At 67.5% G+C, this 15,297-nt stretch carries 14 protein-coding genes, 1 tRNA gene and 1 pseudogene; 14 read left to right on the top strand and 2 right to left on the bottom strand.

Features of this window, described 5'->3' with window-relative positions; translation table 11 throughout:
• Nucleotides 1-193: 193 nt before the first annotated feature.
• From C6A86_RS16420 to xerD, 3 genes are read left to right on the top strand one after another with little or no spacing between them, the layout of a single operon-like run.
• Nucleotides 194-1,942 (top strand): CTP synthase, encoded by a 1,749-nt coding sequence (locus C6A86_RS16420; RefSeq protein ID WP_105362604.1) that lies wholly within the window; start codon nucleotides 194-196, stop codon nucleotides 1,940-1,942.
• Nucleotides 1,935-2,549: an NUDIX hydrolase gene (locus C6A86_RS16415; RefSeq protein WP_105362605.1), complete on the top strand. Its 615-nt coding sequence runs from the start codon at nucleotides 1,935-1,937 to the stop codon at nucleotides 2,547-2,549. The genes C6A86_RS16420 and C6A86_RS16415 overlap by 8 nt, the downstream gene beginning before the upstream one ends.
• 15 nt (nucleotides 2,550-2,564) lie before the next feature.
• On the top strand, nucleotides 2,565-3,500 hold the full coding sequence (gene xerD, locus C6A86_RS16410) for a site-specific tyrosine recombinase XerD (RefSeq protein ID WP_105362606.1): 936 nt from the start codon (nucleotides 2,565-2,567) through the stop codon (nucleotides 3,498-3,500).
• Here xerD and C6A86_RS16405 read toward each other — a convergent pair.
• Nucleotides 3,497-4,240, bottom strand: a complete 744-nt coding sequence (locus C6A86_RS16405) for an O-methyltransferase (RefSeq protein ID WP_105362607.1) — start codon at nucleotides 4,238-4,240, stop codon at nucleotides 3,497-3,499. The two genes, xerD and C6A86_RS16405, sit on opposite strands and share 4 nt — an antisense overlap.
• A 93-nt stretch (nucleotides 4,241-4,333) precedes the next feature.
• Between C6A86_RS16405 and C6A86_RS16400 the strand changes: the two genes are divergently transcribed.
• The 8 genes from C6A86_RS16400 to C6A86_RS16365 all read left to right on the top strand — a co-directional run bounded on the left by C6A86_RS16400 (nucleotide 4,334) and on the right by C6A86_RS16365 (nucleotide 11,569).
• On the top strand, nucleotides 4,334-5,209 hold the full coding sequence (locus C6A86_RS16400) for a ParA family protein (RefSeq protein ID WP_396835339.1): 876 nt from the start codon (nucleotides 4,334-4,336) through the stop codon (nucleotides 5,207-5,209).
• Entirely contained in the window at nucleotides 5,206-6,021 is an 816-nt protein-coding gene (locus C6A86_RS16395) for a segregation/condensation protein A (protein WP_105361384.1), read from the top strand. Before C6A86_RS16400 ends, C6A86_RS16395 begins: the two co-directional genes overlap by 4 nt.
• The gene (gene scpB / locus C6A86_RS16390; RefSeq protein ID WP_311100784.1) at nucleotides 6,018-6,752 is read left to right on the top strand and encodes an SMC-Scp complex subunit ScpB; all 735 of its coding nucleotides are present in this window, start codon (nucleotides 6,018-6,020) and stop codon (nucleotides 6,750-6,752) included. Before C6A86_RS16395 ends, scpB begins: the two co-directional genes overlap by 4 nt.
• Before the next feature lies 1 nt (nucleotide 6,753).
• Nucleotides 6,754-7,497: a pseudouridine synthase gene (locus C6A86_RS16385; RefSeq protein WP_105362197.1), complete on the top strand. Its 744-nt coding sequence runs from the start codon at nucleotides 6,754-6,756 to the stop codon at nucleotides 7,495-7,497.
• Between the two features lie 11 nt (nucleotides 7,498-7,508).
• Entirely contained in the window at nucleotides 7,509-8,180 is a 672-nt protein-coding gene (gene cmk, locus C6A86_RS16380) for a (d)CMP kinase (protein WP_396835337.1), read from the top strand.
• The gene (gene der, locus C6A86_RS16375) at nucleotides 8,177-9,577 is read left to right on the top strand and encodes a ribosome biogenesis GTPase Der (RefSeq protein WP_105362195.1); all 1,401 of its coding nucleotides are present in this window, start codon (nucleotides 8,177-8,179) and stop codon (nucleotides 9,575-9,577) included. Before cmk ends, der begins: the two co-directional genes overlap by 4 nt.
• Before the next feature lie 92 nt (nucleotides 9,578-9,669).
• Nucleotides 9,670-10,437 carry a sulfite exporter TauE/SafE family protein gene (locus tag C6A86_RS16370; RefSeq protein ID WP_199196087.1) on the top strand — a complete coding sequence of 256 codons (768 nt, stop codon included), beginning with the start codon at nucleotides 9,670-9,672 and terminating at the stop codon, nucleotides 10,435-10,437.
• A gap of 205 nt (nucleotides 10,438-10,642) precedes the next feature.
• Nucleotides 10,643-11,569, top strand: coding sequence for a sulfite exporter TauE/SafE family protein (locus tag C6A86_RS16365; protein WP_105362192.1), 927 nt, complete (start codon nucleotides 10,643-10,645; stop codon nucleotides 11,567-11,569).
• On the opposite strand, the gene C6A86_RS16360 is transcribed toward C6A86_RS16365, so the two are convergent.
• Nucleotides 11,549-13,042, bottom strand: a complete 1,494-nt coding sequence (locus C6A86_RS16360; RefSeq protein WP_105362191.1) for a cryptochrome/photolyase family protein — start codon at nucleotides 13,040-13,042, stop codon at nucleotides 11,549-11,551. The two genes, C6A86_RS16365 and C6A86_RS16360, sit on opposite strands and share 21 nt — an antisense overlap.
• A 102-nt stretch (nucleotides 13,043-13,144) precedes the next feature.
• Here C6A86_RS16360 and C6A86_RS16355 point away from each other — a divergent pair.
• From C6A86_RS16355 to C6A86_RS16345, 3 genes and pseudogenes are all read left to right on the top strand, one after another.
• Nucleotides 13,145-13,221 (top strand) — tRNA-Pro (locus C6A86_RS16355).
• A 603-nt stretch (nucleotides 13,222-13,824) separates the two neighbouring features.
• Nucleotides 13,825-14,979 carry an NtaA/DmoA family FMN-dependent monooxygenase gene (locus C6A86_RS16350; protein WP_311100780.1) on the top strand — a complete coding sequence of 385 codons (1,155 nt, stop codon included), beginning with the start codon at nucleotides 13,825-13,827 and terminating at the stop codon, nucleotides 14,977-14,979.
• A gap of 2 nt (nucleotides 14,980-14,981) precedes the next feature.
• Nucleotides 14,982-15,293: pseudogene (locus C6A86_RS16345) on the top strand (type I glyceraldehyde-3-phosphate dehydrogenase); the annotation flags it as partial.
• Nucleotides 15,294-15,297 lie beyond the last annotated feature (4 nt).

Raw genomic sequence — 15,297 nt, 5'->3', positions numbered from 1 at the left:
CAGCCCCGTCGCTTCGCTCACCCCCCGGGACATTCCCCGTCGCTTCGCTCGCCCCCGGGACATTCCCCGTCGCTTCGCTCACCCCCGGCGCGTCAGGCGCGGCTTGTCGGCGCTGGTGTTAAGGTGAGATTCCGTGGGTCGCAGGCCCTGAGTTGGTGAAAATCAGCTCGCCCCATCGCCACGGAGGTTGCACTTGCCCGGTCAAGCGAAGTTACGCAAGCACCCGCAGACCGCGACCAAACACCTCTTCGTCAGCGGTGGTGTCGCGTCCTCACTCGGGAAAGGCCTGACGGCCAGTAGCCTCGGCCAGTTGCTCACCGCCCGCGGGTTGCAGGTGACGATGCAGAAGCTCGATCCCTACCTCAATGTCGATCCCGGCACCATGAACCCGTTCCAGCACGGTGAGGTGTTCGTCACCGAAGACGGCGCGGAGACCGACCTCGACGTCGGCCACTACGAGCGTTTCCTGGACCGGAACCTGTCCGGGTCGGCCAACGTGACCACCGGTCAGGTGTACTCCTCGGTGATCGCCAAGGAACGCCGCGGTGAGTACCTCGGCGACACCGTCCAGGTGATCCCGCACATCACCGACGAGATCAAAAGCCGCATCCTGGCGATGGCCGAGCCGGACGCCCAGGGCAACCGGCCCGATGTGGTGATCACCGAGATCGGCGGCACCGTCGGCGATATCGAATCACTGCCGTTCCTGGAGGCCGCCCGGCAGGTCCGCCACGAGGTGGGCCGCGACAACGTGTTCTTTCTGCACGTCTCGCTGGTGCCGTACCTGGCGCCCTCCGGTGAGCTCAAGACCAAACCCACCCAGCATTCGGTGGCCGCCCTGCGCAGCATCGGTATCGCACCCGACGCGCTGATCCTGCGATGCGACCGCGACGTGCCCGAGGGCCTGAAGAACAAGATCGCGCTGATGTGTGACGTCGACATCGACGGCGTCATCTCCACCCCGGACGCGCCGTCGATCTACGACATCCCCAAGGTCCTGCACCGCGAGGAACTCGACGCCTACGTCGTGCGCAAGCTCAACCTGCCCTTCCGCGACGTCGACTGGACGCAGTGGAACGACCTGCTCCAGCGCGTGCACGAACCCCAGGAGACCGTCCGGATCGCGTTGGTGGGCAAGTACATCGACCTCTCCGATGCCTACCTGTCGGTGGCCGAGGCGCTGCGTGCCGGCGGGTTCGCCCATCGCGCCAAGGTCGACATCCGGTGGATCGCCTCCGACGACTGCGAGACCGATGCCGGTGCCATCGCCGCGCTGGAGGATGTGCACGGCGTGCTGATCCCCGGGGGCTTCGGCATCCGCGGCATCGACGGCAAGATCGGTGCCATCCGCTACGCCCGCAAGCGGGGTGTGCCGGTGCTCGGTCTGTGCCTGGGTCTGCAGTGCATCGTCATCGAGGCGGCGCGCTCGGTGGGGCTGACCGAGGCCAGCTCCGCCGAGTTCGATCCGGACACCCCGGACCCGGTGATCGCCACCATGGCCGATCAACTCGACGCCGTCGCCGGTGAGGCCGACCTGGGCGGCACGATGCGCCTGGGCGCCTACCCGGCGGTGCTGGAGCCGGGATCGATTGTGGCGAAGGCCTACGACGCCACCGAGGTCTCCGAACGGCATCGGCACCGCTACGAGGTCAACAACACCTACCGGGACCGGATCGCCGAGAGCGGGTTGAAGTTCTCCGGCACCTCACCGGATGGGCACCTGGTCGAATTCGTCGAGTACGGCGCCGATGTGCATCCCTTCCTGGTGGGCACCCAGGCGCACCCCGAGCTCAAGAGCCGCCCGACCCGTCCGCATCCGTTGTTCGCCGCCTTCATCGGCGCGGCGCTGGAGTACAAGGCCGGCGAATTGCTTCCGTTGGAGCAACTGTCGCGCTCCAATGGCGCCGAGGTCGAGGAAGCCGAACCGGCCCACCGTGGCTGAACACGATTTCGTCACCGAGTCCAGCGAGACCGTCTACGCCGGAAAGATTCTCGCTCTTCGCCTCGACGAGGTGCAGATGCCCCGCGGCGCGGTGGCCCGGCGCGAGGTGGTCGAGCATTTCGGTGCGGTCGCGGTCGTCGCACTCGACGACGACGACCGGGTCGCCATGGTCTATCAGTACCGGCACCCGGTGGGTCGCCGGCTCTGGGAGATTCCGGCCGGCCTGCTCGATGTGGGTGGGGAAGCCCCGGCGTTGACCGCCGCCCGGGAACTGCACGAGGAAGCCGGCCTGGTCGCCGAGAACTGGTCGGTGCTGGCCGACATCGTGACCTCACCCGGTTTCAGCGACGAGAGCGTGCGGATCTTCCTGGCGACCGGGCTCTCGGAGATCGGGCGGCCCGAAGCCGAGCACGAAGAGGCCGATCTGACACTGGACTGGCTGCCCCTCGCCGCAGCGGTGCAGCAGGTGCTGGCCGGTGAGATCGTCAATTCGATTGCGGTGGCCGGGATTCTGGCCGCATACGCGGTGTCCGACCGATCCGCGCTGCGGCCGGCGGACAGCCCGTGGACGGATCTGCCGCACGCCTTCGCGGCCCGACAGGACTGAACCGTGACGACCGCGATGGGTGTGCTCGACGAACAGATCCAGGGCTATCTGGACCACCTGACCATCGAGCGTGGCGTCGCGGCCAACACCCTGAGCTCCTACCGGCGCGACCTGCGCCGCTACGCCGAACACCTGACCGGTCGCGCCATCGCCGATCTGCGGGCGGTCGGGGAGGCCGATGTCAGCGACTTCCTGATCGCGCTGCGCAAGGGCGACCCGGACAACGGCATCACCGCGCTGTCGGCGGTGTCTGCGGCGCGCACCCTCGTCGCGGTCCGCGGGCTGCACCGCTTTCTCGCCGCGGAGGGCGTCGTCGAGGTCGATGTGGCCCGCGCCGTCAAACCCCCGACCCCGACCCGGCGGCTGCCCAAGAGCCTCACCCTCGACGAAGTCGTCTCGCTGCTGGAGGCCGCCGGCGGCGAACGCGAATCCGACGGACCCCTGACCCTGCGCAACCGCGCGCTGCTGGAAGTCCTGTATTCGACCGGCGCCCGGATCTCCGAGGCGGTCGGCCTGGACCTCGACGATGTGGACACCGAATCCCGCTCGGTGCTGCTGCGCGGCAAGGGCGGCAAGCAGCGCCTGGTGCCCATCGGCAGGCCCGCGGTCAGCGCGCTGGACACCTACCTGGTGCGCGGACGCCCCGACCTGGCGCGCCGCGGCAAGGGCACCCCGGGCATCTTCCTCAACGCCCGCGGTGGCCGGCTGTCCCGGCAGAGCGCGTGGCAGGTGCTGCAAGATTCCGCCGAGGCGGCGGGGATCGCCGCGGCGGTCTCACCGCACACCATGCGGCACTCGTTCGCCACCCATCTGCTCGACGGCGGCGCTGATGTGCGCGTCGTGCAGGAACTGTTGGGGCACGCCTCGGTGACCACCACGCAGATCTACACGCTGGTGACCGTCAGCGCGCTCCGTGAAGTCTGGGCAGGGGCGCACCCGCGGGCCCGTTAACCGCCCAGGTAATCGGACTCCAGCACCAGATCGGGCAGCAGCGTCTGGTACTCGGCGTGCGTCTTGTGCTCGACTGTCCGCCACGAGGTGCCCTGGTGTTCCTTCATGTACGCGCGGTACCGCGGGGCGCCGGGGATCCCGACGTTGTCGGCGACGACCACGGCCCCGGTACGCAGCCAGCCCCGGTCCAGGATGGTGCGCAGATCGGTCAGGTAGGCGTCCTTGTCGTGGTCGAGGAACACGAAGTCCAGTTCCCCGGGCGCGAAGTCCAGCGCGTCCAGCGTGGCCCCGCCGTCACCGATGGTGCCGACGACGCAGGTGACGCGGTCGGCGACGCCGGCGTGGGCCCAGATCCGGCGGGCCACCTCGGCGTTGGCCGCCGACAACTCCACCGAGAACACCCGTGCCTGCGGGGCGGCCCGGGCGATGCGCAGCGCGCCGTATCCGCAGTAGGTGCCCAGCTCCAGAGCGGTCGACGGCGATACCCGCCGGACCGCGGCGTCCAGCAGCAGTCCTTTTTCGTCGCCGACGTTGATCAGATAGGAGTGCTCGTAGGCGAAGCGGTCGATGGCGGCGATGACGTCGTCGAGGTCCCCGGCGCGCGCACGGGTCTCCACGAAGTCCGCGGCGGCAGCTTCGCGGCCGTCGCCGATCTGACCCGTGGTGGTGATGTTGCGGGCACCCCAGGCCAGCCGGATGAACGACCAGCGCAGGAACGGCAGCCGTCTGGTCAGGCTCATACCTGCGACATTAGCCAGCGGGTCTGCAGTACGGGACTGTTATCCACAGCTAGACTCTGCTGCGATGTTCGCCATGGATGAGGGCCACCCGATCTGCGTGGCTGCAGCGTGAGCGAAGACGAGGCAGCCCCGGAAATCGGCCTTACCGGCCGCCCGCCCCGCGACATTCCAGAACCCCGCCCACGCAGCGTGCACGGACCCGCAAAGGTCATCGCGATGTGCAATCAGAAGGGTGGCGTCGGCAAGACCACCTCGACGATCAACCTGGGCGCCAGCCTGGCCGAATACGGCCGCCGGGTGCTGCTGGTCGACCTGGACCCGCAGGGCGCGCTGTCCGCGGGGCTCGGGGTGCCGCACTACGAACTCGACCACACCGTGCACAACCTGCTGATCGAGCCGCGGGTGTCCATCGAACAGGTGATCATCAACACCCGGGTCCCCGGGCTGGACCTGGTGCCCAGCAATATCGACCTGTCGGCCGCGGAGATCCAGCTGGTCAACGAGGTGGGCCGCGAACAGTCGCTGGCCCGTGCGCTGTACCCGGTGCTCGACCGCTACGACTACGTGCTCATCGACTGCCAGCCGTCGCTCGGCCTGCTCACCGTGAACGGGCTGGCCTGCTCCGATGGCGTGATCATCCCGACCGAGTGCGAGTACTTCTCGCTGCGCGGGCTGGCGCTGCTCACCGACACCGTCGAGAAGGTGAAGGACCGCCTCAACCCCAAGCTGGAGATCAGCGGCATCCTGGTCACCCGGTTCGACCATCGGACCGTCAACGCCCGCGAGGTGATGGCCCGAGTGGTCGAACGGTTCGGCGATCTGGTGTTCGACACCGTCATCACCCGCACCGTGCGATTCCCGGAAACCAGCGTGGCCGGCGAGCCGATCACCAGCTGGGCACCGAAATCGTCTGGTGCCCTGGCATATCGGGCCTTGGCCCGCGAGGTCATCGCCCGGTTCGGGTCGTGACCGACGCGGCTGCTCCGGAGGCCGCCCAGGGTTTCCAGGTCCGGCTGAGCAACTTCGAGGGCCCGTTCGATCTGCTGCTGCAGCTGATCTTCGGCCACCGCCTCGACGTCACCGAGGTCGCGCTGCACCAGGTGACCGACGAGTTCATCGCCTACACCAAGGAGATCGGCCGCCAGCTCGAGCTCGACGAGACGACGGCGTTCCTGGTGATTGCCGCCACACTCCTGGACCTCAAGGCCGCCCGGCTACTGCCGGCGGGTGAGGTGCACGACGAGGAAGATCTCGCCCTGCTGGAAGTGCGCGATCTGTTGTTCGCACGGCTGCTGCAGTACCGCGCGTTCAAGCACGTCGCCGAGATGTTCGCCGAGCTGGAGGCCGCCGCGCTGCGCAGCTACCCGCGCGCGGTCTCCCTGGAACCGCAGTTCGAGGAGCTGTTACCCGAGGTCATGCTGGGTGTGGACGCCGACAGGTTCGCTCAGATCGCCGCGACGGCGTTCACCCCGCGACCGGTCCCGACGGTGCGCCTGGACCATCTGCACATCCAGTCCGTCTCGGTGCCCGAGCAGGCCAAACGGCTGATGGGGCTGCTGGAGAGCCGGGGCGTCGGGCAGTGGGCGTCGTTCTCCGAGCTGGTCGCGGACTGCGAGGGGGCGATGGAGATCGTCGGCCGCTTCCTGGCGCTGTTGGAGCTGTACCGGGCCAGGGCGGTAGCATTCGAGCAAGTAGAACCGCTTGGTGTGCTCCAGGTTTCGTGGACCGGAGATCGGCCAACCAACGAACACCTCGCAGCCGCCGTGGAAGAAGACCAATGACCAACGATGTGACCGATACCGAAACGGGCGTCGACCCGGCCCCGGGCTCGGACGCCGAGTTGATCGCCGACGAGACCCCGGAGCCGACGGTCGAGGCTCTCGATGATGCCGAGTTCCGCTCGGTCATCGAGGCGTTGCTGCTGGTGGTGGACACCCCGGTGACGGTCGAGGCGCTGGCCTCGGCCACCGACAACACCGAGGACCGGGTGGCGGCCGCCCTCGCCGAGTTGGCCGCCGAGCTGACCGAGCGGGGCAGTGGTATCGATCTGCGCGAGGCCGGTGGCGGCTGGCGGATGTACACCCGGGCCCGCTACGCCCCGTATGTGGAGCGGCTGTTGCTCGACGGTTCGCGGTCCAAACTGACCCGTGCCGCGCTGGAGACACTGGCGGTGGTGGCCTACCGGCAGCCAGTAACCCGCGCCAGGGTCAGCGCGGTGCGCGGCGTGAACGTCGACGCCGTGGTGCGCACCCTGGTGGCCCGCGGTCTGATCACCGAAGCGGGTAACGACTCCGACAGTGGCGCCGTCACTTTCGCCACCACCGAGCTGTTCCTGGAACGGCTCGGACTGTCCTCGTTGGCAGATCTACCCGATATCGCGCCCCTGCTGCCCGATGTCGATGTCATCGATGACCTGAGTGAAAACCTCAGCGCCGAACCGCGTTTCGCGAAGCTCGACGGTTCGGCCGCTGCACCCGGCAAGCAGTCGGGTTTCGATGTGGACAAGGATTGACATGGTCGAGCAGGATGGTGTTCGGTTACAGAAAGTGCTGTCGCAGGCGGGAATTGCGTCCCGCCGCGTGGCTGAACGAATGATCCTCGACGGCCGCGTCGAGGTGGACGGTCGCATCGTCACCGAGCTGGGCACCCGGGTGGACACCGAGAACTCGGAGATCCGGGTGGACGGCAGTAAGGTGCAGCTCGACGACACCCTGGTGTATCTCGCGATCAACAAGGAACGCGGCATGCACTCGACGATGTCGGATGACCGGGGCCGGCCCTGCGTCGGTGATCTGGTGGAGCACCGGGTGCGTGGGAACAAGAACCTGTTCCACGTCGGGCGCCTGGACGCCGAGACCGAGGGACTGCTGATCCTGACCAACGACGGTGAGCTCGCCCATCGCCTGATGCACCCGTCCTACGAGGTGCCCAAGACCTATCTGGCCACCGTCGTGGGCTCGGTACCGCGCGGGCTCGGCAAGAAACTGCGCGCCGGGGTGGAACTGGACGACGGGCCGATCGCGCTCGACGACTTCGCGGTCGTGGACACCTTGCCCGGCAAGTCGATGGTGAGAGTGACGCTGCACGAGGGCCGCAAGCGCCTGGTGCGACGGCTGCTGGCCTCGGTGGGTTTTCCGGTCGAGAGTCTGGTGCGCACCAGCATCGGTGCTGTCGAGCTGGGCGATACCCGGCCCGGCAATATCCGGGTGCTGACCCGCAAGGAAATCGGCGAGTTGTACCAGGCGGTGGGAATGTGAGTGACGTGTTGATGATCGCCCTGGACGGGCCGGCCGGAACCGGAAAGTCCTCGGTGTCACGCGGTTTGGCGCGCACCCTGGGGTTGCGTTACCTGAACACGGGGGCCATGTACCGGATCGTCACGCTTGCGGTGCTGCGTGCCGGGGTGGACGTCACCGATGCGCAGCGGGTCGCCGATATCGCCGACGATGTCGACCTGGCCGTCGGCTACGACCCCGACGAGGACCGGGCTTTTCTTGCCGGAGAGGATGTTTCGTTCGAGATCCGCGGTGACGAGGTCACCGGCGCGGTGTCGGCGGTTTCCGCGGTGCCCGCGGTGCGGGCCCGCCTGGTGCAGCTGCAGCGCGAGCTGGCGGCCGGGGATGGCGGGGTGGTGGTCGAGGGCCGCGATATCGGCACCGTGGTGCTGCCGGACGCCGACGTGAAGATCTTCCTGACGGCGTCGGCGGAGGTGCGTGCGCAGCGACGCCACGCGCAGAACATCGCGAACGGTATCGAGGATTCCTACGAGGCCGTGCTCGCCGACGTGAAGCGCCGTGACCATCTCGATTCCACCCGCGCGGTATCGCCGCTGCGGGCCGCACAGGACGCGGTGATCGTGGACACCAGCGATATGAACGAGGCACAGGTGATTGATCACCTACAAGAGCTGGTACAGCAGCGGGCCGGAGCGCACCGATGAGCGAAGACGGCACCTGGTACGACGAAAGTGACTGGGCAGAAGGTTCATTCGAGGACGACGGTGTCGAGGAGGATTTCGCTCCGCCGCCGGTGCTGGCCGTGGTGGGACGCCCCAATGTCGGCAAGTCCACGCTGGTCAACCGGATCCTGGGCCGCCGCGAGGCCGTCGTCCAGGACATCCCCGGAGTGACCCGCGACCGGGTCTCCTATGACGCGCAGTATCTGGGCCGCCGGTTCGTGGTGCAGGACACCGGCGGCTGGGAACCTGACGCGAAGGGTCTGCAGCAGAAGGTGGCCGAGCAGGCGTCCATCGCGATGCAGACCGCCGATGCCATCGTCATGGTCGTCGACGCCGTCACCGGCGCGACCACGGCCGACGAGGCCGCGGCCAAGCGCCTGCAGCGCGCCGGGAAGCCGGTGTTCCTGGCGGCCAACAAGGTTGACAACGAGCGCGGTGAATCCGACGCGGCCGCACTGTGGTCGCTGGGACTGGGTCAGCCGTACCCGATCAGCGCCATGCACGGCCGCGGTGTCGCCGACCTGCTGGACAGCGTGCTGGAGAAGTTGCCCGAGGCCTCCGAGGTCGCGGGCGGTCCAGGCGGTCCGCGGCGCGTCGCGCTGGTGGGTAAACCCAACGTGGGCAAGAGCTCACTGCTGAACCGGCTGTCCGGGGACGAGCGTTCGGTGGTGCACGATGTCGCGGGCACCACGGTGGATCCGGTCGACTCTCTGATCGAGTTGGGCGGCAAGCCTTGGCGTTTCATCGACACCGCCGGGCTGCGGCGCAAGGTGGGCCAGGCCAGTGGGCACGAGTTCTACGCCTCGGTGCGCACCCACAGCGCCATCGACGCCGCCGAAGTGGTGGTCGTGCTGATCGACGGCTCGCAGCCGCTCACCGAGCAGGACCAGCGGGTGCTGACCATGGTGACCGAGGCCGGGCGGGCGCTGGTGCTGGCGTTCAACAAATGGGATCTGGTCGATGAGGACCGGCGCTACCTGTTGGACAAGGAGATCGACCGGGAACTGGCCCAGTTGCAATGGGCGCCGCGGGTCAACATCTCCGCCAAAACCGGTCGCGCGGTACAGAAGCTGGTTCCCGCTCTGGAAACCTCGTTGCAGTCCTGGGATGCCCGCATCCCCACCGGACGGCTGAACACGTTCTTCAAGGAAATCGTCGCCGCGACCCCGCCGCCGGTACGCGGCGGCAAGCAACCCCGCATCCTGTTCGCCACCCAGGCGGCCTCGCGCCCACCGACCTTCGTGTTGTTCACCAGTGGCTTCCTGGAGGCCGGTTACCGCCGGTTCCTGGAGCGCAAGCTGCGTGAGACATTCGGGTTCGAGGGCAGCCCGATCCGGATCAACGTGCGGGTCCGGGAGAAGCGCTCCGTCCGGAAGTAACGCCCATCGATCTGCACACATTCAGCGGCGGTCACCGCCGCTGAATGTGCGCAAGCAGCGTGGGTAGGGTGGCCACAGTGTCGACCGCTCACATGATTCTGATCGCGTTGGCCGGTGTGGGTGCTGGAGCGATCAACGCGATCGTCGGCTCGGGCACCCTGATCACCTTCCCGACCCTGGTCGCCCTCGGCTTCCCCCCGGTGACCGCGACGATGTCGAACGCCGTCGGGCTGGTCGCCGGTGGTGTGTCGGGCACCTGGGGGTACCGCCGCGAGCTGCGCGGCCAGTGGAGCCGGCTGCGCTGGCAGATCCCGGCCTCGCTGGTGGGCGCCGGTCTCGGAGCCTGGCTGCTGTTGCACCTGCCGGAAAAGGTGTTCACCCGTATCGTCCCGGCGCTGCTGATCCTCGCGCTGGTCCTGGTGCTGCTCGGGCCACGCATCCAGGCCTGGGCGCGCCGGCGGGCCGAAGCATCGGGCCAGACCGCCGACCATGTGTCGGCGGCCCGGATGACTGCCCTGGTGGCGGGAACGTTCGCCGTCGGCATCTACGGCGGCTACTTCACCGCGGCGCAGGGCATCCTGCTGGTGGCGGTCATGGGTGCCTTGCTGCCCGAGGACATGCAGCGCATGAATGCGGCCAAGAATCTGCTGTCGCTGCTGGTCAACGTGGTCGCCGCGGTGGCCTACACGGCGGTGGCGTTCGACCGGATCAGCTGGGTGGCGGCCGGGCTGATCGCGGTGGGATCTCTGATCGGCGGCTTCCTGGGAGCCCACTACGGGCGGCGGCTGTCACCGGGTGCGTTGCGGGCCGTGATTGTCGTGGTGGGATTGATCGGGCTGTATCGGTTGTTGTCCGTGTAGTCTGGCCTGCGGCTTGAGAATCTGGGAGGACTCCGATGAGTGAACGCGCTTTCGCGGCGTCACCGTCCGAGTTGTGCGCGCTCGAGCCGTTCTGGCCCTCGCGCCGGTTGATGGCTTTCGACGAGTGGTGTTGTCGGCGTCCCTGACGTCCGCCCCACCCGTCTCAAGGCCGCCCATGGCCTCCTGATCGAAAGCAGCCGAACCAGTGCGTTCGCTCATCATCTTCACGCTTGTCGGTGTCGGCGCCCAACTCGTGGACGGCGCGCTCGGCATGGCGTTCGGCGTCACCGCCACCACCCTGCTGGTGCTCTCCAACGTCGGCGCCGCGCAGGCCAGCGCCGCGGTGCACCTCGCCGAGGTCGGCACCACGTTCGCCTCGGGGCTGTCGCACTGGAAGTTCAAGAACATCGATTGGGCGCTGGTCGCCAAGCTGGGAGTGCCCGGCGCGATCGGCGCCTTCCTGGGCGCGACGGTGTTGTCGTCGTTGTCCACCGAACATGCCGCTCCACTGATGGCCGCCATCCTGATGGCGATCGGGCTGTACGTGCTGCTTCGGTTCTCGCTGCGGACACCGCTGACGTTCGGTGGGCGGGGCACCAGCCACAGCACGAAGTTCCTGGCCCCGCTGGGGTTGTTCGGTGGATTCATCGACGCCTCGGGCGGCGGCGGCTGGGGCCCGGTGACGACCAGTACCTTGCTCTCCCAGGGCAAGACGGCGCCCAGGACGGTCATCGGCTCGGTGAGCGCGTCCGAGTTCCTCGTCTCGGTGTCGGCGTCACTCGGCTTCCTGATCGGACTGCGTCAGGAGTTCCTGGAGAACTGGCCGGTGGTCGTCGGACTCATGGTCGGTGGTGTGATCGCGGCCCCGTTCGCGGCGTGGTTGGTGACCAAGGTCAGCCCGGCACTGCTGGGCACCGCGGTCGGCGGTGTGATCGTGCTGACCAACAGCCAGAAGCTGGTGCACTTCTTCGACATCCAGTGGCCGTGGTCGACGGCGATCTACTCGCTGATCGTCGTGCTGTGGGCGTCGTTGGTGATCTACGCCTGGCGGGTGACGCGCGCACCTCGGTTTGCCCCGGAGGCCGGGGCCGTGGCGGCCGGCGACACCGAGTCAGAAGCGGTCACGCGCTGATTCCTGCTCCAGCAGCGCCTCGAGGTCGGTGAGCCGGTCCATCGTCGACACGGTTCGACGGGTCCGGTTGTTGCGGGCCAACAGGTCCCGGTGCTTGTGGGTGAAGGCCCAGTAGCCGGCGGTGAACGGGCACGCGTCGTCGCCGACGCGCTTCTTCGGATCGAATGCGCAGTCACCGCAGTGGTCGCTCATCTTGTTGATGTAGGCGCCGCCGGAGGTATACGGCTTGGTCGCGAGCAGGCCGCCATCGGCGTGCTGGCTCATGCCCACCACATTGGTGGGCATCACCCAGCGGAAGCCGTCGACGTAGGCGGTGGCAAACCATTCGGTGAGCTCGTCGGGCCGGTAGCCGCGCTGCAGGGCGTGGCTGCCGAGCACCATGAGGCGCTGGATGTGGTGGTTCCAGCCCCGGTCCCGGACGCCCGCCAGCGCGTGGTGCAGACACTGTGCGGTGACGGCATCGGCGTCGAGATCGGTCCACCAGTCCGGCAGCGGGGTACGGGCGTTCAGCTCGTTGTTGTCGGTGGTGTAGTCCGGCCCGAAGTGCCAGTACAGATGCCACATGTACTCGCGCCAGCCGAGGATCTGCCGGATGAAGCCCTCCACGGCGGCCAGCGGTGCGCGGTTGTCCCGGTAGGCCTGCTCGGCGGCTTCCACCGCGTCGAGCGGGTGCAGCACGCCCAGGTTGAGCGGTACCGACAGCAGCGAGTGCGACATCGCCCAGTCCTCGCTCATGATGGCGTCCTCGTAGCGGCCGAAGGCCGGCAGCCGGTGTTCGATGAAGCGGGTCAGCGCACGTTTGGCCTCGGCGGGAGTGACGGCGAACAGGCGCGGGCCGTCGCCGCCGACGGTGTCGAGGTCCATCCGGTCCAGGTCGCGGCGGACCTGCTCGTCGATATCGTCCTCGCGCGGTTGGTACGGGGCGGGGACATCGAGGGTCTTCTGCTTCTTCGGCGGGGGCTCGCGGTTGTCCTCGTCGTAGTTCCATCGGCTGCCGACCGGGTCCTTGCCCTCCATCAGGACGTCGAAGCGGCGGCGCTGGTCACGGTAGAAGTCCTCCATCCGGAAGCGGGTTCGCTGCCCGGCCCAGTCCTGGAAGTCCTTGCGCGGCAGCGCGAAGGTCGGGGTGGGCAGGATGTCGGCGACCAGACCGTCCTTGCGGAGCCGGTGGACGAACTTCTCGGCGGCATGCGAGGTGGGTTCGAACACCAGCACGGGTCGCTTGAACTGGTGCAGCGCGTCGATGTAGGTGTCGGCGTGTAGGAGGGTGGCACGGTCGTCGAGGTCGTGCGCGGCGTGCCTGAGCGCCGAGAGCACCAGATGGAGTTTCTGGCGGTGGTAGCGGCGTTTGGCCAGCGCCGAGGTCGCCTCCACCAGCAGCACCTCACGGTGGGCGTGCTCACCGCCGTAGGTGGCGGGGCCGAGCTGGTCGGCGAACAGCCACAGGGGAGTGTCATCGCGGGTCTGCGCCACCCGTCCTTGATACCCCGCTTTGGTGGGGATGACGCGGTTGGGATTTGGGTAGGGGGCTGAGGTAGAGTTTCGCTCGCCTACCGGCGATCCCGGAAGGCAACTCGGGCTGTGGCGCAGCTTGGTAGCGCACTTGACTGGGGGTCAAGTGGTCGCAGGTTCAAATCCTGTCAGCCCGACCAAGTAAAACCCGCTCCGACCAGTGTCGGAGCGGGTTTTGTCGTCTTGAGGCGCTCTAGCGCTCCCGCCAGCTCAATAGGCAGTGGAGGGTCCCGGAAACCACGGCGCGACTTCGGCCTTCCTGTGATGGACTCCCGACCGCGACGCCACCTGACCGTCCGGTGTCAGTTCCCGGGGTGGGTTCCAGTCAACGTCGCAACGCTGACGGACCAGATGAGGTTGGCAACGCGGCCGCTCTCCCAGGAGAACTGAAGCGCCACTTCAAGCGCGTTCGGGTGGACCGGGCGGAAATCCACGCCAACCGCTCGCAGAATGGGAGCGTGGATCGTCAGTGACCTGTGGTTTGACTCGCGACCTAACCGCCTAATTCGAGCGAGACGCGGGGGACACATGGTGGACACGATGCCGAGATTGGATTTCGCTGACAGTTCACTCTCATTAATGAGGACAGATGCCAGCAAAACCGTTCCACCTCGGATGGTTTCAGACTTTCCAGGCCAACGAGTGGAAGACTCCGTACACGCTGTCGGAGGGGGTTCCCTTCACCGGGGACTTCTACGTCGAGCTGGCCCAGGCGCTTCGAGCGGGCCTGCTTCGACTTCCTGATGTTGGAAGACACCGTCGGGATCCCGCGCGGTTTGGAAGGCACCACGGCTCGCGCCCTGGAGAACGGAGACTCCTGTCCGAAACAGGATCCGGTGCCGCTGGCCGCGAAGGTCGGCGCGCTGACCCGGCAACTGGGCATCGTCGCGACGATGTCCACGACGTTCTACCACCCGTATGCGTTGGCGCGCCTGGCGTCCACGATGGACTCGCTCACGAGTGGGCGCTTCGGCTGGAACGTGGTCACCAGCGCCAAGGACGAAGCGGCCCAGAACTACGGCCTCGATGAGATGCCGGAGCACGATTTGCGCTATGAGATCGCCGACGAGTTCGTGGAGCTCGTGAACGCCCTCTGCGACAGCTGGGAACCGGGAGCGATCGTGCGCGATCGCGAGAAGGGGATGTACATCGATCCCAGCAAGGTCCATGACGTCGACTTCGTCGGCAAGCACTTCAAGTCGCGGGGCCCCCTGACTTGCGTCCGCTCACCGCAGGGGCGCCCGGTCTACCTGCAAGCCGGGGGGTCCCCCGCGGGGCGGGCCTTCGCCGCCAAGCACGCCGATGCGATCATCGCCTGGGCGACCGGAGTCGAGGGGATGAAGGAGTACCGAGCGGACATCCGCACGCAGGCCGCCGCCGCCGGGCGCGATCCCGATGACGTGAAGGTGATGTTCCTGTTCTCCCCGATCCTCGGCGAGACCGAGGCGGAGGCACGAGCCAAGGTCAAGCCGATGAGCGAGGAGGAGATCCCGGCGCGGCTCAAGGCGTTGAGCTCGAACTTCTACGCGGACTTCACCAAGATGGACCTTGACGAGCCGGTCCCGTACTTCGTCACGCGCGGCGAACAGGGATCACTGGCTGGGTTCGCCCAGTGGGGAACCGGCAAGACGCTGCGCCAGTGCATTCAGGCCCGATCGGCAGGCGGCGCCAGCTCCTTCGAGGCCGTCGGTACGCCGGACCAGGTTGCCGACATCATGGCTGCGGCGATGGAAGAGGTCGGCGGCGACGGTTTCCTGTTCCCAGGGGATGGCGGCTCGCTGACGCGTCACCGGATCATCGAGATCTGCGACGGGCTGGTGCCGGCGCTGCAGGCGAGGGGTCTGACCCGGACGAGCTACTCACACGACCTGTTGCGGGACAACCTGCGGGCGTTCTGAACTACGACGGTACCCAGAACGTCATTTCCAACGCCTCCTGTACGACGAACTGCCTTGCGCCGATGGCGAAGGTGTTGGACGAGGCATTCGGGATTGAACGCGGCCTCATGACGACCATCCATGCGTACACGCCGGATCAGAACTTGCAGGACGGTCCGCATCGGGACCTTCGTCGTGCCCGGGCTGCGGCGATCAACGTGATTCCCACTTCCACCGGAGCGGCCCGCGCGATCAGCGTGGTGCTGCCACAGCTGGAGGGGCGGCTTGACGGATATGCGCTGCGAGTTCCGGTGCCTACCGGTTCGGCCACTGACCACG

The organism is Mycobacterium sp. ITM-2016-00316, assembly GCF_002968335.2.
In the GTDB taxonomy this organism is placed as follows: domain Bacteria; phylum Actinomycetota; class Actinomycetes; order Mycobacteriales; family Mycobacteriaceae; genus Mycobacterium.
This window is presented reverse-complemented; position numbering and strand designations above follow the sequence as displayed.

Excerpts from the sequence above, each read along its gene's own strand:
- xerD (WP_105362606.1), top strand. The coding sequence starts at position 2,565 with ATGGGTGTGCTCGACGAACAGATCCAGGGCTATCTGGACCACCTGACC.
- C6A86_RS16405 (WP_105362607.1), bottom strand. The coding sequence starts at position 4,240 with ATGAGCCTGACCAGACGGCTGCCGTTCCTGCGCTGGTCGTTCATCCGG.
- scpB (WP_311100784.1), top strand. The coding sequence starts at position 6,018 with ATGACCAACGATGTGACCGATACCGAAACGGGCGTCGACCCGGCCCCG.
- C6A86_RS16385 (WP_105362197.1), top strand. The coding sequence starts at position 6,754 with ATGGTCGAGCAGGATGGTGTTCGGTTACAGAAAGTGCTGTCGCAGGCG.
- cmk (WP_396835337.1), top strand. The coding sequence starts at position 7,509 with ATGATCGCCCTGGACGGGCCGGCCGGAACCGGAAAGTCCTCGGTGTCA.
- der (WP_105362195.1), top strand. The coding sequence starts at position 8,177 with ATGAGCGAAGACGGCACCTGGTACGACGAAAGTGACTGGGCAGAAGGT.
- C6A86_RS16370 (WP_199196087.1), top strand. The coding sequence starts at position 9,670 with ATGATTCTGATCGCGTTGGCCGGTGTGGGTGCTGGAGCGATCAACGCG.
- C6A86_RS16350 (WP_311100780.1), top strand. The coding sequence starts at position 13,825 with ATGTTGGAAGACACCGTCGGGATCCCGCGCGGTTTGGAAGGCACCACG.